Genomic DNA, 16,493 nt, shown 5'->3' with positions numbered 1-16,493 from the left:
CGTCTTAAACAATTGTTCTCATTGTTTGGTTCACGAAGGTTAAATATGTACGAGGAGGGTTCGCAATAATTTACAATCGGGCTTTTTCTATTGTCCCCGCGCGTCTGCGGCAAGAATTGCTTCCAGCACATCCACAGCTTGAACTTCAAAGGGCATATTCCAGATGGGGCTATCCTCAGAACAGCTAGCTTCCGCCACCATCATCAATGGATCAATATCCTTACTGGTAATTCCAAGATCGTTGAGAGTAACGGGAAGACCGATTTTTTTGCAGAAACCAATCACCTGATCAATCTCTTCATATGGTGCTTTCTCCAGTACAAGCTGAACGATCGTAGCAAAAGCAACCTTTTCACCATGAAGAGTATTCCTGCATTCCTCATGCAGCGTCAATCCATTATGAATCGCATGCGCCGCAGCAAGTCCTCCACTTTCAAACCCAATGCCACTCAAGTAAATATTGGCTTCAATGATATGTTCCACCGCAGGAGAGGTGATGCCTTGCTTAACATCTTTTAATGCCGTTTCACCCTCTGCAAGAAGGGTATCCAGACAGGCACGAGCTAATGAAAGGGCTGCAATTGTGCTAGTCCCACCTGCGTGGGTAATAGCCCCAGATTCTCGACAAGCTTTTGCTTCGTAAAAAGTGGACAAAGCATCACCCATTCCAGCAACAAGCAATCTTGCAGGAGCTTTAGCAATGATATCGACGTCTACGATAACCAGATCGGGATTTCTTTTTAGTGGAAGATAACAGTCAAAGTCTCCCTCATCCGTATACAACACTGATAAAGCACTGCAAGGTGCATCCGTTGAAGCCACTGTGGGTACAATAACTACCGGGAGGTTACTCATGTGGCTTACTGCTTTTGCCGTATCTAAGGTCTTGCCGCCGCCAATCCCTATAATGACTTCGGTATCCTTCAAGCCAAGTGCTGCAACTATCTCATTGACCTGATTACGGCTACACTCGCCCTTGAATTCACACATCACTAGTGGCATTTCGTTCATTTCAAAACTGTATGTGATCTCTTTTTTGTACACAGAGAAAATATAAGGATCAATAATGGCATAAGCTCTTGTCGCTCCTAGCTGCAAACAATAATCTCCCAGCTTACGAATTTCACCATGTCCTTGTATATATTTAGTCGGTGAGCAGATGATCTGCATCATGTTTTCACTCCTCCTTTTATTTACATTCATATTAGAAGGATTGACCACATTCAGCTATTAAAAAGATCCCTTTAACCACCAGCTTAAATAAATCCACCATTCACACGGATCGTCTGACCTGTAACCCACTGTGATTCTTTACTGGCTAAGAACAACACAATGCTTGAGATATCCTCAGGCTCGCCTAAACGTCCAAAGGAATTCATATTCCCCACGGTCGCAATCTCTTCCGCTGATTTCCCTACGGTAAATAACTCCGTATTCACAGGTCCAGGTGAAACAGCATTGATAGTGATTCCTTTTCGTCCAAATTCTTTGGCCAGCTGACGAGTGATTTGTTCCACTGCTCCCTTAGTTCCTGCATAGACGCTGTAGGTCGGGAACATTTGACCCGTAACGGAAGTTGAAAAATTGATAATCCGTCCGTTATCATTCATATATTTAGCTGCTTGCTGGCAAGCAAAAAAGGTGCCTTTTACATTTATCGCAAACTGCTTGTCGAAATCTTCTTCCGTCATATTTAGTATCGGCTTCGTAATCATAATCCCGGCGTTATTGACGAGAATGTCGAGTTGTCCATAGGCTTCTAATGTGGTTTGGAATAATTGTTCAAGTTCTGCCACCTGGCTGATGTCTGCGCGAATAGCGACGGCCTCTCCACCCTTTTGTTTAATACCGGTTACGACTTCCTCGGCTTTGCCGGGGTTACTCGAATAGTTAACGACCACCTTCGCACCCTGTTGTGCCAAGTTCTCCGCAATCTCCCGGCCCATGCCTCTCGATGCACCTGTTACTAATGCTACTTTTCCAGCTAAATTCTGATTCATAATTACTCCTCCTATCACTTTGTCCTTCTTGTTGGTCTGATTATAAATCGATCGATTACAAATTACAAGTGACATTTTTTAATATTTGTCATTTTAATTCGTTTTGCACACGGGATTTATACCGTTCATTTGCTGCAAGTCGCTCCACTCAGCCTGATCTACGGGATTTATACCGTTCATTCGCCCCTAGTTGCTCAATTCAGACTAATCAACTGGATTTATACCGTTCATCTGCTGCTAGTCGCTCGATTCAATCAAATCTACGGGATTTATACCTCTCATTCGCCGCTAGTCGCTCAATTCAATCAAATCTACGGGATTTATACCGTTCATTTGCTGCAACTCGCACAATTCAGACTAAACTACGGGATTTATACCGTTTATCTGCTGCAAGTCGCTCCATTCAGACTAATCTACGGGATTTATACCGTTCATTCGCCGCTAGTCGCTCAATTCAATCAAATCTACGGGATTTATACCGTTCATTCGCCGCTAGTCGCTCGATTCAGCCTAATCTACGGGATTTATACCGTTCATTTGCCGCTAGTCGCTCAATTCAATCATATCTACGGGATTTATACCGTTCATTCGCCGCAAGTCGCTCAATTCAGCCTAATCTACGGGATTTATACCGTTTATCTGCTGCTAGTCGCTCAATTCAATCATATCTACGGGATTTATACCGTTCATTCGCTGCTAGTCGCTCCATTCAGCCTAATCTACGGGATTTATACCTCTTTAAGACACAAAAAAACCTCCTGAATATCAGAAGGTTTTAAGTAGATGTTACAAACAAATTCCGGAAAGGATCAAATCCCAAACGGAGGCGAAATCCTGATCAATCGTAGCCGACTGCCACTCTATAGCATGTGCTGGATGATGATACCGCGAAGTAGCATTAAAAATTGCTCTAGCCGTTACCACTGGTTCAACCACTCTATACTCTTTGGATTGTATGCCTTGTTCAATAATGCCTGCGATTTGCCCAATTAATTGATCTACGTGTAGGGTAATCATATCCACCGCTTCTAAAGTTACAGCTGCGTACATAGCAAACATTTCGGCATCATCCACAGCATAGGTGCGTTTACTACGAATCAACGTATCCATCCATAATCGGAGCTGCTCTTTGGCATTCCCATCAAAATGCTCTGAAATATTCTTTAAAGGCTCTGAAATATTATACTGCAACCATCTTTCGGTTACGGCTTCTCGCAAAGCAGATTTACTGGAAAAATGTCTATACAACGTACCATGACTTACTTTAAGCACCTTCGCTACATCTACAACAGAAGTCTTGTCCGGGCCAAAACGCCGGAGCACTTGTTCAGCCGCGTCCAAAATGTTTTCTTTTGATAATGGAAGATCATTCGACATATGTATTCCCCTCGCTCTATCTCTGGTGGTAATTATCATAGCATATTATGTTCAAAAACGAACTGACAATATTACCACTTTGTCATTCGTTAAATCATTATCAGTATATACTCGCACCCAATTATTAAACTTAGGTCCCAGTTTAGTATCTTATTTTCCGTAGCCCCCGTACTACATGAATTCGGACTGAGGAGCCCTTATTTTCAGAAATCACCGTAATTCGCATGCTATCGGACTCCAATGCAGCTATTCACCCAAATCCCCACCTTTTCAGCGTTCTTATGTGCCAATAAGAGCTATGCAGTCCGAAAAGTTAGTCAAACGCGCCAAATTGAGCAAATAGCTGCAATACGGTCCGTTACGATGAAGCAGCCCAGTATCTAGCAATCCACCTTCTGCTAACCTACGATTTCACCAAAAAACCTCCTTGATCTCTCAAGAAGGCGGGGAATATCAGCTGCTTTTTTGCTCAATCCGATCTAGCCTCGTCCTAACAAACTTACCGACATTCGCAATCGCTTGCTGCGCCTCTGGCAGCATATAAGCTAAAAAGTGAAAGACACTCCACATGTTCTCCCATATTTCCAGTTCTACATGAACATCCGCAGCCTGTGCTCGTTCAGCCAACCTCGTTGCATCGCTTAACAATACCTCGTGGTCGCCTACTTGAACAAGTAAATCAGGTAATCCCTGCAAATCCAACCTTAAAGGAGATAATATAGGAGCCAGTTCTGTTCGAGCACCTAAATAAACATCAATTATTCGTTTATTTCCGTCTATGCTGCCTGTTGGATCAAACTCCGCTCGGCTCAGATACGATTCACCATCCAAATGGACGAGATCTGTATGCGGCGAGATTAAAAAAGCACCCACCGGCAATTCTCCACCCGCATCCCGTAAAGTAATCAACGTCATCAGCGCAAGGCTGGCTCCAACAGAATCCCCTCCAAGCACGACATTCCCGGCAGAATATCCATTCGCGAGCAGCCACAGATAAGCGTCTATACAATCTTCATTAGCAGCCGGATAAGTAAACTCTGGTGCCAAGCGATATTCAATGATTAGGATCTTCGTGCCACTAGATTTTGCAATTCGTGTAACCAGATCCCGATAAAATTCACAAGTCCCCGAAATAAAACCCCCACCGTGGAAATAAAGGATCACTTCTTCAGCGAGTAGAGCAGAATTCACAGGAATAATCCACTCTCCGCTTAAGGGTCCAATCATGACCCGCTCGACGATAACATCCGTAGGACTGGGCATGTTCGCAGCCGTCGCGGCCATCTCCTACCGTATTTGCCCGATAGACTTGCAATCCCATCGGTTGCTTTGTCGCAAATAAACTTTGATCGCTGCAAGCTGCTCTGTACTTGTCTTTTCCATCTCGTAAATCCCTCCTACAATTCTTTTCAACTCAGATTGTAAAGTCTGTAGGAGACTACAAGGTCAAGTTAAGAATCCATTTTTAGGATTTCGAGCGTGGACTGTACGCCTGGGTGTTTATCTGTGGCTAACAAATTTTTCCTCAAATCTGCGAGGGCTGTTAGTTTTATTTCCTGTTTTGCAATTTCGCCACGAACTCGATCCATTTTCTTATCCACAACAGTTACAAAATCATCAATACTAATGCCGCTGCTTTCAGATTTAGTGAGTGCCTTCTTGATTTCCTTTAAAGTGAAACCACACAGTTTAGCATTATGTATAAAAACAAGGCGGCTAAGCACCTCATCCGAATAAAGACGATAACCAGCTTCCGAACGTAAGGGAGTGCTAATTAATCCGAGCTCTTCATAATACCTTAACGTCTCCATATTCACATTCGCCATTTTGGCAATTTGGCCTCGCAAGTACTCTGTCATAATCAGCGCCCCCTTAGAATCCCCTACATTATACCAAATCCAGAGGCTGCAGAGGACATCAAAAGGACATCAAAGGGACATCAAAAGAACGTCAACAACTACCCAAACTCCCTTTTAAAAACTCCTTATTCACGCACAAAAAAAACGACATTTCTGCCGTTTTCTCATCAATCATTTCCCAATTCACTATACTTCACTTCGAACTGCATTTTTCTGTATGAGCGAAATCTGTCCGGCATGAATGCCTGTATGATACATAAGTCTGCCTATCGCTTCAAGCGGTGTAGATGTGCCAAAAGCCGACTCCACACTCACATGCCACGCTTCTTCCGGAAGCTCCTGCATCGCAGCAGTTAGATTCTCATTGGAAACAGTCAGCAGATCAACGAGTTCACTTAATGTAGAATATGCCGCCTTGTCGCCTTGAGGATTAGGTTTTCCAAAAAACCACTCTGCGAACATAAACTCAACCTCTGCATTATGCTGAATTAATCCCCCAATTGTAGAGTTCCCTAGCTTAAGGTTAAGATCTTGTTCCGGCAAAGCCTTCACGATTTTATGAAATCGCGTTTGCACCGCTTGCCAGATTGGCAACACTGAAGTGAAAGTCATAGATTATTTGCTCCCTTGTACAGTGGCTTCTTCGTCTTTTTTCTTGTCGATCACCACATGGTTGAACAGGTTCGCATCTACGTCGATGTCAAAGGCCAAGCCAAAACCAACAACATAACGCCCTTGGAGAGGGGTCAATTCAAACAATGAAAAATCCAATCCACGCAGCAAATTCACCATTGCCGCCCCATGATCAGCATTAAACAATTCAAAGATCTCCTCATGCCCGTCATTCCCGATATTGCTTGATGTGCAATTCCACCGCACACGTTCCGTTGCAAATTTATTATTCGTCGCAGACTCATCTGCAATTAGAAGCGCATCTACAAAATCGTTATTTTCCATATATCTGTAATGCTCGGCGATCTTACTGATGTAGATATACAGCTTGCCTTCATGCTTAACAAAAGGAGCATAGCTGATAAAAGGTTTTCCTTCGTCATCAATCAAGCTCAAAATCAGATTTTTACGATTCGCAATAAATTGCAAATAGTTTTCTTTATTTTTTTCAACATCTACAGGCTTCTTCATTATAAAATCCCTCCATTAATAGGTTATGTAATCTAGCCACGAATCTAGCGAACGGTACTTAGCAAATGAATACGAGGTTTCGTCTCTGTAGGAACATATTGAACTTCGGCATCCATTCGGTATATATCCCGGATCATATCGGTGGTCATAACTTCATTTGGTGTCCCATACATCGCTTTTTCACCCGCCTGCACCACAACAATACTATCACTATAGGTAGAGGCTTGATTGAGGTCATGCAACACCATCACGACGGTCATCCCCATGTCTTGATTTAGCTCACGTACTAACTCAAGAACTTCATGCTGATGCGAAATATCCAAGTAAGTGGTCGGTTCGTCAAGCAACATAACCAAAGGACGCTGCGCCAAGGCCATAGCAATCCAAGCACGCTGTGATTCACCACCGGATAACGAGGAAACGGCTCGATCCTTATAATCCTTTAAATGTGTCTTCTCCAGTGCCCAGTCGACAATGTCCATATCCTCATGATTTAATTTTTCGAACCATTTTTTATGTGGATACCTTCCATAGGAGACGAGATCGATCACAGTCATATCATTAGGTGCTTGGTTCTTCTGGCTCAGCATACACATTTTTCGAGCGACTTGTTTGGCAGTCATAGACTTTAGATCCGTACCCTCGAGTGTGACCGCACCCGTATGATATGGAATTAGCCGTGATACCGCCTTAAGCAATGTAGATTTACCTGAGCCGTTTGGTCCTATAATCGAGACGATTTCACCCTTTTTTACGGAAAAAGAGAAGTTGTTAATAATGTTTTTCTGCTCATACCGAATCGAAATAGAATCGACAGTAAACATGTTAGAACGCCTTCTTTCTCATCAGGTATAGAAAATAAGGTCCACCGATCACCGCCATAAGGATACCCGCAGGAATATCTAAAGGTGCAAATAGGGTACGTCCACCTGTATCTGCTATCAACAATACCAATGCACCAAGTCCCATACTCATCGGCAAAAGAAATTTATAGTCTGAACCCACCAACAATCGAGCCATATGTGGCACAACAAGCCCTACAAAGCCAATCATCCCAATAGCCGCTACAGAGATAGCCGCTAGAAATACTGCCAGCAAGGAAAGTAGAATACGAATTCGGTCCACATTTTCACCTAAATTCGAAGCTACCTGATCCCCTAAACGTATAATATTCGCCTTGCGGATCGCGAAAAAGGATAAGATCCAGCCTGCTATGGCATACGGGAAAACCATCATCAAGGCATTGTTCCCTTTAGCAGCCAGACTGCCGTTTAACCATTGGACCGCTGCCGGAAGTCTGTCGCTGTACATGATGGTCAGAAGTCCTATTAATCCACCGCAAAGAGCATTCACAGCAACTCCTGATAAAATAATAGTGATGGGCGAAATACCGGTTCTTCTCCACGCTAATGCATATACAATCCCTGCAGCAATTAGTCCACCCACAAAAGCCGCAATTGGAATGAACTCCGTATATTGTGGGGCTGCAAGCATAATGACAAGCACACATGCAGCCGCTCCACTCGTTACACCGGTCAATCCTGGATCAGCAAGTGGGTTGCCCATCACGGCTTGCAGAAGAGCACCTGAAACCGCGATATTTGCCCCAATGATCATCGCCAGTAATACACGCGGCAAACGAATATCCCATATGATGGTCGCATTCACCGCTTTTGCCGCTGAACCAAAGATCGTGCTTAGGATGTCTGGTATAGGAATGTATACTGAGCCTAGTCCAATCGCAATTATAGCGGCAACGAGCGCAAGTGCTAACGTTACAATAACAATAATTCTGCTACGAGATGTATTTATCACTTGCTGTCTCCTTTAATTATTCATAGAAGTATTTTGCAATTTCGGTTAAGGCTGTCTCCGCGTTAATAATCGAAGTGACACCGAATACGCTGTAATCTAGAATGTTGATTTTGTTATTTGCATAAGCCGAAAGCTTTGTCCAAGTTTCATTTTTCTCTATTTCTTTTTTGAACTTATCCTCAGTCGCTCCGTGATCGCCTGAAGCGAGTACGAGAATGATGTCTGGATCAGCGGCTACAATGTTCTCCATATTGATAGGTGAGTAAGTGTCAGTAACTTGCAATACAGAAGTTGCGATGTTATCAGCACCAAGCTTTTTAACCAAGCTACCTAAATAAGATTTCTCACTCATAACCATAAAGGAATCTGCGGTTCCGATTACTAGCAGCACGCTTGGCAGTTCTTTGCCTTCGGCTAATTGACTCAGCTCATTTTCTTTGTTCAAAATCTTAGTTAAAGCAGCATTCATTTCATCTTTTTTATTAAAATAAGTGCCTAATACTTTGAGACTAAGCTTTAGATCCTCGAATGATTCTGTTCTCAAATATGCTTTTTGTAGGTCGATTCCTTCTAGCGATTTGTCCAACGTGCTGCGAAGAGATTCCGCTCCCAGCACCAAGTCTGGTTCGAGTTTTGTTACTACCTCCAGATCCGGCGCCATAGGTGATCCAATACGATCAATTGTTTCGAAATCAGCAGGGATTGGATTCGTTGAAGTTGGTACACCTACCGGTGTTATGCCGAGCAAATAAAGCATTTCTGTTAACGGTACAGAAGTTGTTACAATACGCTCCGGTACTTTGGCTGGGAATTGGCTTAACGCTTCGTTGAACAACGCTTCATCCACACCATCATTCTCCAGACTGTACACCTTGCCGGCAGCTTCCGCTGTATTTGCTACTTCTGTTGTTTTTGCTGCATTTGCTTCTTTCGATTCATTAGCAGTTGTATTCGTTACCGCTTCATTTTTTGGATTGTCCGCTGTATTTGTAGACGAACATGCAGTCATTGCCGTAAGCGCTGCAATAACCAGTAGTACTAATATTTTTTTCAAAATCTATCCCTCCAAATATGTATATTTATACGTTCCATGTAGTGATAATGATTTTCATTTTCACTCATCGATTCCTATGATAATCGTTATCAATAAGAAGTGTCAAGAATTTTATTTTAATTTTAAATAAGAAGGAATTTCATTATTGTCCGTTGAAGCCAACTAGCATTTCTAATAAAAAAGCCACGCCCTATAGGCGTGACTTCAAATAGTGGTGTATGAAATCCAAGCGTTAGTCAGTAGCTCCCGTATTTAATATCCCATAATGAATAAGGTCTACAAACTCATTCTCTTTATAAATATGCTGTAACAAAACGCCTTCTTTCAGCATGCCAGATTTTTGCATAATTCGTCCCGAACCAGGATTTGAAGCAAAGAATCTGGCGTACACTTTGTGATAATGTTTTTCTGTAAAAGCAAAATTAATGACCGCTTTTGTTGCTTCTGTAGCATATCCATTACCCCAGTGTTCCTCGCCTATCCAATATCCAAGCTCGCCATTTCTGTGTGTCCGGTTATTTCTCAAACCTATAGCACCATACAGTTCGTTTGTATTTTTATCAGTAATAGCGAATTCATATGAATTATCATTATTGAACTCAACTTCATGTGTTTCAATCCATGATAATGCACAATCAATAGGGTATGGATAAGGTAGAGTTAATGTACTTTTGTAAACATTATAATTATTGCAGAGCTCACTGACACGCTGTGCATCAGACAATGCAAAAGGTCTTAAAATCAATCTTTCAGTAGTAATTGTTCTCTTCTCTGAATTGTACAATGGTGTCCCCCCGTTAAACTAATTATTATAAAACAAATACAAGCCAGATAAACAGAAAACTTGGCCACCACTGCTTGCCCGCTTTCACAAACAGCCAGCCAAATACCAAAGAAAAAGCAGTAATATACAAGCCGCTTTGCAGACCATGCGTCAAATGACCTAATCCCCAAGTCAGCATTAAACCTATTCCCCCATAAGGAAGAGAAGGATTCTTAAACCATACTTCTCCTGCACGCTGCATTAGCGCAACCAATAGTACAACTAGTACAGCTTCCACAATGTAATATATGTTTTGAACCAAGGCAACCCACATGCCCATAAAACCATGTTCTAACTTGAAGTTTTCATATTCCCTATAAATCTGTGGAATGCTCTCCCCATTAATCCAAAATTCCAACACAGCGAACAAAAAGCTTGATATAAAAGCTACAATTAACAAAGGAATGACCTTAGAGCTCCAACACAAAGATATAACCGGTCCAATCAACTTCCTCTTCCTGAACCAAAGTAGAAACATCATAGCTCCTACTGCCCACAATAGGGTAACTATGCTCCAATGAACAACTAGTACGTACCAAGGGCTGACAAAAAAGTCGTCTATATTAAACAAATCCCCCCATAACCATTGATCTAATCCCATGATGAACATATCCATTCCTAACATTAAAAATATAAGCAGTCCTAATAAAAAATATTGAATACCTGATATATTCCCTTTTTCTTTCACGAAACCTCTCACCCGCCTTATATATTGTCCATTTTTGTACTATATTCCCAAAATTATGATGCTGAAAGTATGGCATCCCCCCATTCTGTTTGTCTGTAACAAATCACTCACTTGAATCAAAGTTAGAAAAATAAAAAAACAGCATGCATCGATATAAAATCGACGCATGCTGTTTACTTGACCTGGCTTGTCCAAACTAGAATCTAGCCACAAAAAATTCGCGGTCTGCGGGAACGTTAAAACTTCTTATAGTAGCTCCACTCTCATCTCTCAAAGTGAGAAGATAAGGTACCGATGTTAAGGTGCTAATTGTTGGAAATCTAACTACACCAAATTCGTCAAAATCAGCAGTAACCGTTGTAGTTCCAGCTCTCAAAGAAGCTGTCCACCCCGTAGTATCTTTAGGTGTACCCGTTGCATTTGTACCAATAGCAACAACAATAAATCTATCCAGAGTCTGTCTAATTCTACGTTTCTTTCTTGTAGGAGCTGCTTTCGCTTTTTTAGCCGCGAGAACTTTGCTAGCCATAACAGCTTGCTTGTTAACTGGTTTTTTAATCATTGCCATTTATTTCACCACTTTCTTTTTAGGATACGTTAGTAAATGCAAGAATCGTAAGATTTGACCTCTCTTTCACCTACAAATCTGAAAATATGTTAAACCCTAGTTTCATAGTTTCGTGTCCACTAGCTCTGCAGTGCATATAATACCTTCAAGAGGTGATTCATTACTAATGAACGGTCAAAAATGGCTAGAGCAATATCATTCGAAAATGCACCATTCCTTGAGAAAAAGAGTTCAACGTTCCTATTATCCAGGACATAAAGCGAATACCATTCCAGTTATCATTAAATTCAAACAAAAAATAACTACAGCCCAGCTACAGTCTTTACAAAAGCATTTAAAATCCCACGACCTTCCGATCAGACATCATCTTCACCTGCTCAATTCGATATCATCCAAAGTTTCAAAAAGCTGCTTGAACCGGATGTGCCGCTGGGATGGAATCGAGAAAATTTATTTGGATCAAGTCAAAAAAACATCCCTTAATATAGCCACACCATCCATTGGTTCTACAACCGCTCAAAAGAAAAAGGGGCTTACCGGAAAAGGAATAAACATTGCGATTCTTGATACAGGGGTGTATCGTCACCCTGACCTGTTTCGCCCTGTTAACCGTATAGTTGCTTTTAAAGATTTTATCAATCATAGAAAACAGCCCTATGACGATAACGGCCATGGAACTCATATCGCAGGGGATGCAGCAGGCAACGGATGGATGAGTAAAGGAAAATACAAAAGCCCTGCTCCAGAGGCAGGGATAGTAGGTGTCAAAGTACTAGATAAAAATGGCGATGGATATGACTCCACAATCATTAAAGGAATTGAATGGTGTATTGCGAATCGGAGAAGACTTAATCTTCGTATTCTTTCGATGTCATTCGGGGGTAAGGTGAATCTTCCTTGTTCAGATGATCCACTCTGCCAAGCTGTAGAAAAAGCAATTAAAGCCGGACTTAACGTTGTAATAGCTGCTGGAAACAGCGGCCCGGGACGCAGTACGATCGAATCTCCAGGGATTAGTCCTTCAGCAATTACTGTCGGTGCAGTGGATGACCGTCGCACGCTCACACAAGCGGACGACCGAATCACTTGGTTCTCCAGTCGCGGACCCGCACCGGGAGGAAGGAAGAAACCAGATCTCGTTGCTCCAGGCGAGACGATCATCTCCCTTCGTGCTCCACGATCCAAGCTGGATCGCGAGCTGCCTTATTTGCGGATAGCTAAAGATTACTTTGTGCTGTCCGGTACCAGTGTCTCAACACCTATCGTCTCGGGTGTGATCGCGCAATTACTCCAGAAGAACCCTTCTCTTACGCCTAAGCAAGTAAAATCCATACTAAAAAAGAACACGTTTCGCCTTAAACTAAGTCCTAACACAGCAGGATGCGGTGAGATCAATGCGCGGTTTTTATCGTAAATCCGCTTCTTTTTTAAAGGCAGTAATGACGGAAACCGACAATTCCTCTGTAAATATACCTGTAGGCTCTATTTCTAATAAAGCTGATTTCATATCATCTTCAAAACGTTCTAAGTTATCTCTAAATAATCGCTTAGAAGCATAAGACGTAGAATACAAATTTCCTAGTATCGAATCAACAGTCCAAGTGATGGAATAACTCGGTAATACCTGTCTTTTAACGTCTTTAAAACTGGATCGCTTTACAACATCCTCATGTCTTTCTTGGGGATGTTTATATGTACTTTTTCCGGCTATTCTTTCGTCACCCAACCAGCGTTTCACTACTTCCTCTACCTTTTGTTGCCAAGGTAACGGTTCTTGTTGTTCATTAAAAGTATCAATTACAGCAATACCACCGTTATCATCTAAACTATGATAGAGAACTTCAAGTATGGATTCTCGGTCCATCCAGTGAAACGCCTTAGCCATCATGATGAGACGAAAGGAACCCCAGTCATTGAATAGTTCTTCCGCTCTCCCCTGTTGCCAGCTAACATTCTCAACCCTGTTGTACTGTGATAACAGCTTTGCTTCATCTAGCATCTCTAGTTCAGTATCTACGCCAATGATTTCTTCGAACCAATCCGTAAACCTTAGCGCTAACTGCCCAGTACCACAACCTAAGTCCAGCAACCGGCCCTCTCCGTGAAGTGAGAATTTGTCCACTAGATATCGAATCAGTGAGGACGGATATAGCGGGCGATATCTGGTGTAATAGCTTGCAGTATCTTTGAACAGATCCGGACCATAATCATTCATAGCTGAACTCCCCCTTCTTTTTTACCAAGGACAAAATCATAGCAGATATGTTGTGCAAATAAAAGGCTATCCAGAGCATTCTGGGCAGCCTTTATTTATGTGGATACAGCCCAAAATAATTAAAAATATTGACAATTAACTTCGTTGCATATATGGTTAATTACATAACTAACTAACCAATGAAGTTGGCGGTGAATACATGGGAAACTTAATGGATGATACACGACCGATATTTATGCAGATCGCCGAACGAATAGAAAATGACATCATCGAAGAAACACTGCTGGAGGAATCACAAGTTCCTTCGACAAATCAGTTTGCTGTTTTCTACCAGATCAATCCGGCTACAGCTGCGAAAGGTGTGAATTTGCTTGTGGATCAAGGGATATTGTACAAAAAACGAGGAATCGGTATGTTTGTGGCATCTGGAGCGCGTGCAGTATTGATGGAGAAGAGAAAAGAACAATTTTATGAACAGTATGTAGTAACCATGATCCGTGAAGCTGAAAAATTAGGAATTACGTTGGATCAATTAACAATTATGATTCAGAGGGGAGACAACAAGTCATGAATGAAGTTGTTGAAATCAAAGGATTGACTAAGTCATACGGAAATGTCACTGCCATCCATGAACTCAGTTTTTCTTTGGAGAAAAACAAGATATACGGGCTTCTCGGCAGAAACGGTGCAGGAAAAACCACAATAATGCATATGATCACAGCTCAGCTTTTCCCCACAAGTGGTGTCCTGAACGTATTTGGTGAACATCCGTACGAGAATAACCGGGTTCTCAGGCAGATTTGCTTCATTAAGGAAAGCCAAAGGTATCCGGACACGTACCGAATCATCGATGTACTGGAGGTATCCGAATTATTTTTTCCAAACTTTGATCGGGAATATGCTCACTCTTTAATCAAGGATTTCAATCTGCCATTAAAAAGAAGAATAAAAAAGCTATCCCGAGGTATGCTCTCGGCTGTAGGAATTGTAGTAGGTCTAGCCAGCCGTGCCCCGCTTACCATTTTTGACGAACCCTATTTAGGACTTGATGCTGTAGCTAGAAGCCTGTTTTACGATCGCCTAATTGAAGATTATGCTGAAAATCCACGCACAGTTGTTTTGTCCACCCATTTGATCGATGAGGTAAGTCAGCTTTTAGAGCATGTTATCGTCATCGACAACGGCAAGCTAATTATTAACGAAGATGCTGAAGCCCTTCGCGGGCAAGCTGTTACGGTAATCGGCGCGACAGCGAAGATCGAAGATTTTATCGCCGGCAAACAAGTCATTTCCCGCGAGTCTTTTGGCGGATTGCTTACGGCCACCATTATCGGTTTCAACGCGAAAGATCACGCACATGCTGAAAAGTTAGGCTTAGAGATCTCACCTGTATCTTTACAGCAATTAATCGTTCATCTCACAAATAAAAAAACTCTAGGAAAGGAAGTGACCGTGTAATGAATCCTACGGCAGGCATGATAAAAATGCATTTCAGAGATAAGTGGTTATGGTTGTATATGCCTTGGGTAATCTTGTTATCCAGCTTCTTGGTGAATGTCATCGTCGCTTCTTTCATCCAAGAACCAATCTATACCGGCGGTCTCGTCTCCATCTTCATTTATATGTTAATCACCGGTATACTCATTTTGGTGCAGACCTTCCCTTTTGCTCTGGGCTTAAGCCAACGCAGAACGGATTATTTCATAGGCACTTCCTTAATGGCTATTATAACTAGCGCCACCTACTCAATTCTCCTCTACCTGCTCGCAATCATTGAAAGCAAGCTCACGGGTGGCTGGGGTTTGGAACTACATTATTTTCATTTGCCCTTTTTAAATGATGGTAATGCCATAGAACAGCTGTGGATGTATTTTGTGCTCTTTCTTAATATGTTTTTTCTGGGGCTAATGATATCCAGTATCTTCCGGAGATTTGGCCGAAGCGGTTTGTTCATTTTCTCAGGGGCTATGTTTATCCTGTGCAGTCTCGGTGTATTATTAATGACCTATAATCAGTGGTGGGTAGACCTCTTCAACTGGTTTGCTGGATATACCGCATTTGAACTTGCTTTGTGGTCCATGCCTTTGACAGTTGTGTACGCTCTTTTATCGTTTTTGATGCTGCGTAGAGCAACAGTGTAATTCATTATCCTGTAAAAAAACAGGTGTGTCCCAAAAGCCATGCCGGGTGCACCTGTTTTCTTTCGTGTCTTAGACTTTGATCTAGACAACAAACTTTATTGGATTCGAGCATAGTTGCGCGTGCGATGGTACTATCGGACCCAGCTGATCTTATTCGTGTTTTTAGAGCACATTTGGATTCCTATCGGACCCCACAGTCGCTATTGGCATAAAAAACGCCAATTGTGATCCTTTTTCCATGCAATAGCTGCACTGGGGTCCGATACTACGCTCAAAAGGCGATAAATGAGCAAATAGCTTCATCTGGGTCCGTTAGCATCAGGTGATGATGATGACTCCGCGGGGCGAGTAGCTTAGAAGCAAAACACTAATTAGTCTTTCCCCAATCTGCGCGTGGAAAGACGCTATAGGACTCCGCTGATCTTATTCGTGGTTTTAGAGCACATTTGGTTTTCTATCGGACCCAGCTGATCTTATTCGTGGCTTTAGAGCACATTTGGATTCCTATCGGACTAACTAACCTTGTTCGCAGCTTTAGAGTACATTTGGATTCTATCGGGCCAACTGACCTTATTTGTAGCATTAGAGCACTTTGAATTCTTGTCGGACCCCATTGACCTTATTCGCAGCTTTAAAGCACATTTGAATTCCTATCGGACCCTACAGTCGCTATTGGCATAAAAAACGCCAATTGTGATCCTTTTTCCATGCAATAGCTGCACTGGGGTCCGATACTACGCTCAAAAGGCGATAAATGAGCAAATAGCTTCATCTGGGTCCGTTAGCCTCAGGTGATGGTTCTTAAGGATA

General features: G+C 42.2%; 19 protein-coding genes. 5 read left to right on the top strand and 14 right to left on the bottom strand.

The genetic code is table 11. The annotated features are described in order from the left end of the window. Positions 1-87: 87 nt before the first annotated feature. Both NST58_RS11675 and NST58_RS11670 read right to left on the bottom strand, forming a co-directional pair. On the bottom strand, positions 88-1,173 hold the full coding sequence (locus NST58_RS11675; RefSeq protein WP_339247862.1) for a glycerol dehydrogenase: 1,086 nt from the start codon (positions 1,171-1,173) through the stop codon (positions 88-90). An 83-nt stretch (positions 1,174-1,256) separates the two neighbouring features. Further along, complete coding sequence (locus NST58_RS11670) at positions 1,257-2,000, bottom strand: SDR family oxidoreductase (RefSeq protein WP_076301191.1); 744 nt, start codon at positions 1,998-2,000, stop codon at positions 1,257-1,259. A 129-nt stretch (positions 2,001-2,129) separates the two neighbouring features. Between NST58_RS11670 and NST58_RS11665 the strand changes: the two genes are divergently transcribed. Beyond that, positions 2,130-2,762, top strand: a complete 633-nt coding sequence (locus tag NST58_RS11665; RefSeq protein ID WP_339247859.1) for a hypothetical protein — start codon at positions 2,130-2,132, stop codon at positions 2,760-2,762. Positions 2,763-2,786: 24 nt separating this feature from the next. On the opposite strand, the gene NST58_RS11660 is transcribed toward NST58_RS11665, so the two are convergent. The 11 genes from NST58_RS11660 to NST58_RS11610 all read right to left on the bottom strand — a co-directional run bounded on the left by NST58_RS11660 (position 2,787) and on the right by NST58_RS11610 (position 11,327). Next, entirely contained in the window at positions 2,787-3,377 is a 591-nt protein-coding gene (locus NST58_RS11660; protein WP_076277463.1) for a TetR family transcriptional regulator, read from the bottom strand. 453 nt (positions 3,378-3,830) lie between these two features. Further along, a complete protein-coding gene (locus NST58_RS11655) occupies positions 3,831-4,640 on the bottom strand; it encodes an alpha/beta hydrolase (RefSeq protein ID WP_339247857.1) in 810 nt (269 codons plus the stop codon). Between the two features lie 188 nt (positions 4,641-4,828). Beyond that, positions 4,829-5,236 (bottom strand): MerR family transcriptional regulator, encoded by a 408-nt coding sequence (locus NST58_RS11650; protein WP_051491619.1) that lies wholly within the window; start codon positions 5,234-5,236, stop codon positions 4,829-4,831. 186 nt (positions 5,237-5,422) lie between these two features. Further along, positions 5,423-5,848, bottom strand: coding sequence for a DinB family protein (locus NST58_RS11645; RefSeq protein ID WP_339247853.1), 426 nt, complete (start codon positions 5,846-5,848; stop codon positions 5,423-5,425). 3 nt (positions 5,849-5,851) lie between these two features. After that, positions 5,852-6,379 (bottom strand): pyridoxamine 5'-phosphate oxidase family protein, encoded by a 528-nt coding sequence (locus NST58_RS11640; RefSeq protein ID WP_076129975.1) that lies wholly within the window; start codon positions 6,377-6,379, stop codon positions 5,852-5,854. Positions 6,380-6,423: 44 nt separating this feature from the next. Then, positions 6,424-7,203, bottom strand: coding sequence for an ABC transporter ATP-binding protein (locus tag NST58_RS11635; protein ID WP_076129974.1), 780 nt, complete (start codon positions 7,201-7,203; stop codon positions 6,424-6,426). Between the two features lies 1 nt (position 7,204). After that, positions 7,205-8,194: an iron ABC transporter permease gene (locus tag NST58_RS11630; protein WP_051491618.1), complete on the bottom strand. Its 990-nt coding sequence runs from the start codon at positions 8,192-8,194 to the stop codon at positions 7,205-7,207. 16 nt (positions 8,195-8,210) lie between these two features. Beyond that, positions 8,211-9,248, bottom strand: coding sequence for an ABC transporter substrate-binding protein (locus tag NST58_RS11625; RefSeq protein ID WP_339247850.1), 1,038 nt, complete (start codon positions 9,246-9,248; stop codon positions 8,211-8,213). 232 nt (positions 9,249-9,480) lie between these two features. Beyond that, positions 9,481-10,032 carry a GNAT family N-acetyltransferase gene (locus NST58_RS11620; protein WP_339247847.1) on the bottom strand — a complete coding sequence of 184 codons (552 nt, stop codon included), beginning with the start codon at positions 10,030-10,032 and terminating at the stop codon, positions 9,481-9,483. 25 nt (positions 10,033-10,057) lie between these two features. After that, complete coding sequence (locus NST58_RS11615) at positions 10,058-10,759, bottom strand: hypothetical protein (protein ID WP_339247844.1); 702 nt, start codon at positions 10,757-10,759, stop codon at positions 10,058-10,060. A 196-nt stretch (positions 10,760-10,955) separates the two neighbouring features. After that, complete coding sequence (locus NST58_RS11610; RefSeq protein WP_339247841.1) at positions 10,956-11,327, bottom strand: hypothetical protein; 372 nt, start codon at positions 11,325-11,327, stop codon at positions 10,956-10,958. Positions 11,328-11,493: 166 nt separating this feature from the next. Between NST58_RS11610 and NST58_RS11605 the strand changes: the two genes are divergently transcribed. After that, the gene (locus NST58_RS11605) at positions 11,494-12,741 is read left to right on the top strand and encodes a S8 family peptidase (RefSeq protein WP_339247838.1); all 1,248 of its coding nucleotides are present in this window, start codon (positions 11,494-11,496) and stop codon (positions 12,739-12,741) included. Here NST58_RS11605 and NST58_RS11600 read toward each other — a convergent pair. Further along, positions 12,733-13,542 carry a class I SAM-dependent methyltransferase gene (locus tag NST58_RS11600; protein WP_339247835.1) on the bottom strand — a complete coding sequence of 270 codons (810 nt, stop codon included), beginning with the start codon at positions 13,540-13,542 and terminating at the stop codon, positions 12,733-12,735. The two genes, NST58_RS11605 and NST58_RS11600, sit on opposite strands and share 9 nt — an antisense overlap. Before the next feature lie 199 nt (positions 13,543-13,741). Between NST58_RS11600 and NST58_RS11595 the strand changes: the two genes are divergently transcribed. The 3 genes from NST58_RS11595 to NST58_RS11585 are packed head-to-tail and all read left to right on the top strand — an operon-like array spanning position 13,742 to position 15,683. Next, positions 13,742-14,113 carry a GntR family transcriptional regulator gene (locus NST58_RS11595; protein WP_036689422.1) on the top strand — a complete coding sequence of 124 codons (372 nt, stop codon included), beginning with the start codon at positions 13,742-13,744 and terminating at the stop codon, positions 14,111-14,113. Beyond that, a complete protein-coding gene (locus tag NST58_RS11590; RefSeq protein WP_076301198.1) occupies positions 14,110-15,000 on the top strand; it encodes an ABC transporter ATP-binding protein in 891 nt (296 codons plus the stop codon). Before NST58_RS11595 ends, NST58_RS11590 begins: the two co-directional genes overlap by 4 nt. Then, on the top strand, positions 15,000-15,683 hold the full coding sequence (locus tag NST58_RS11585) for a hypothetical protein (RefSeq protein WP_076277473.1): 684 nt from the start codon (positions 15,000-15,002) through the stop codon (positions 15,681-15,683). The genes NST58_RS11590 and NST58_RS11585 overlap by 1 nt, the downstream gene beginning before the upstream one ends. The last annotated feature ends 810 nt before the right edge of the window (positions 15,684-16,493 follow it).

It is taken from the genome of Paenibacillus sp. FSL R10-2796 (genome assembly GCF_037965315.1).
Lineage (GTDB): Bacteria > Bacillota > Bacilli > Paenibacillales > Paenibacillaceae > Paenibacillus_AQ > Paenibacillus_AQ odorifer.
Note: the sequence above shows the minus strand (reverse complement) of the source record. Positions and strands in the feature narration are given on the sequence as shown.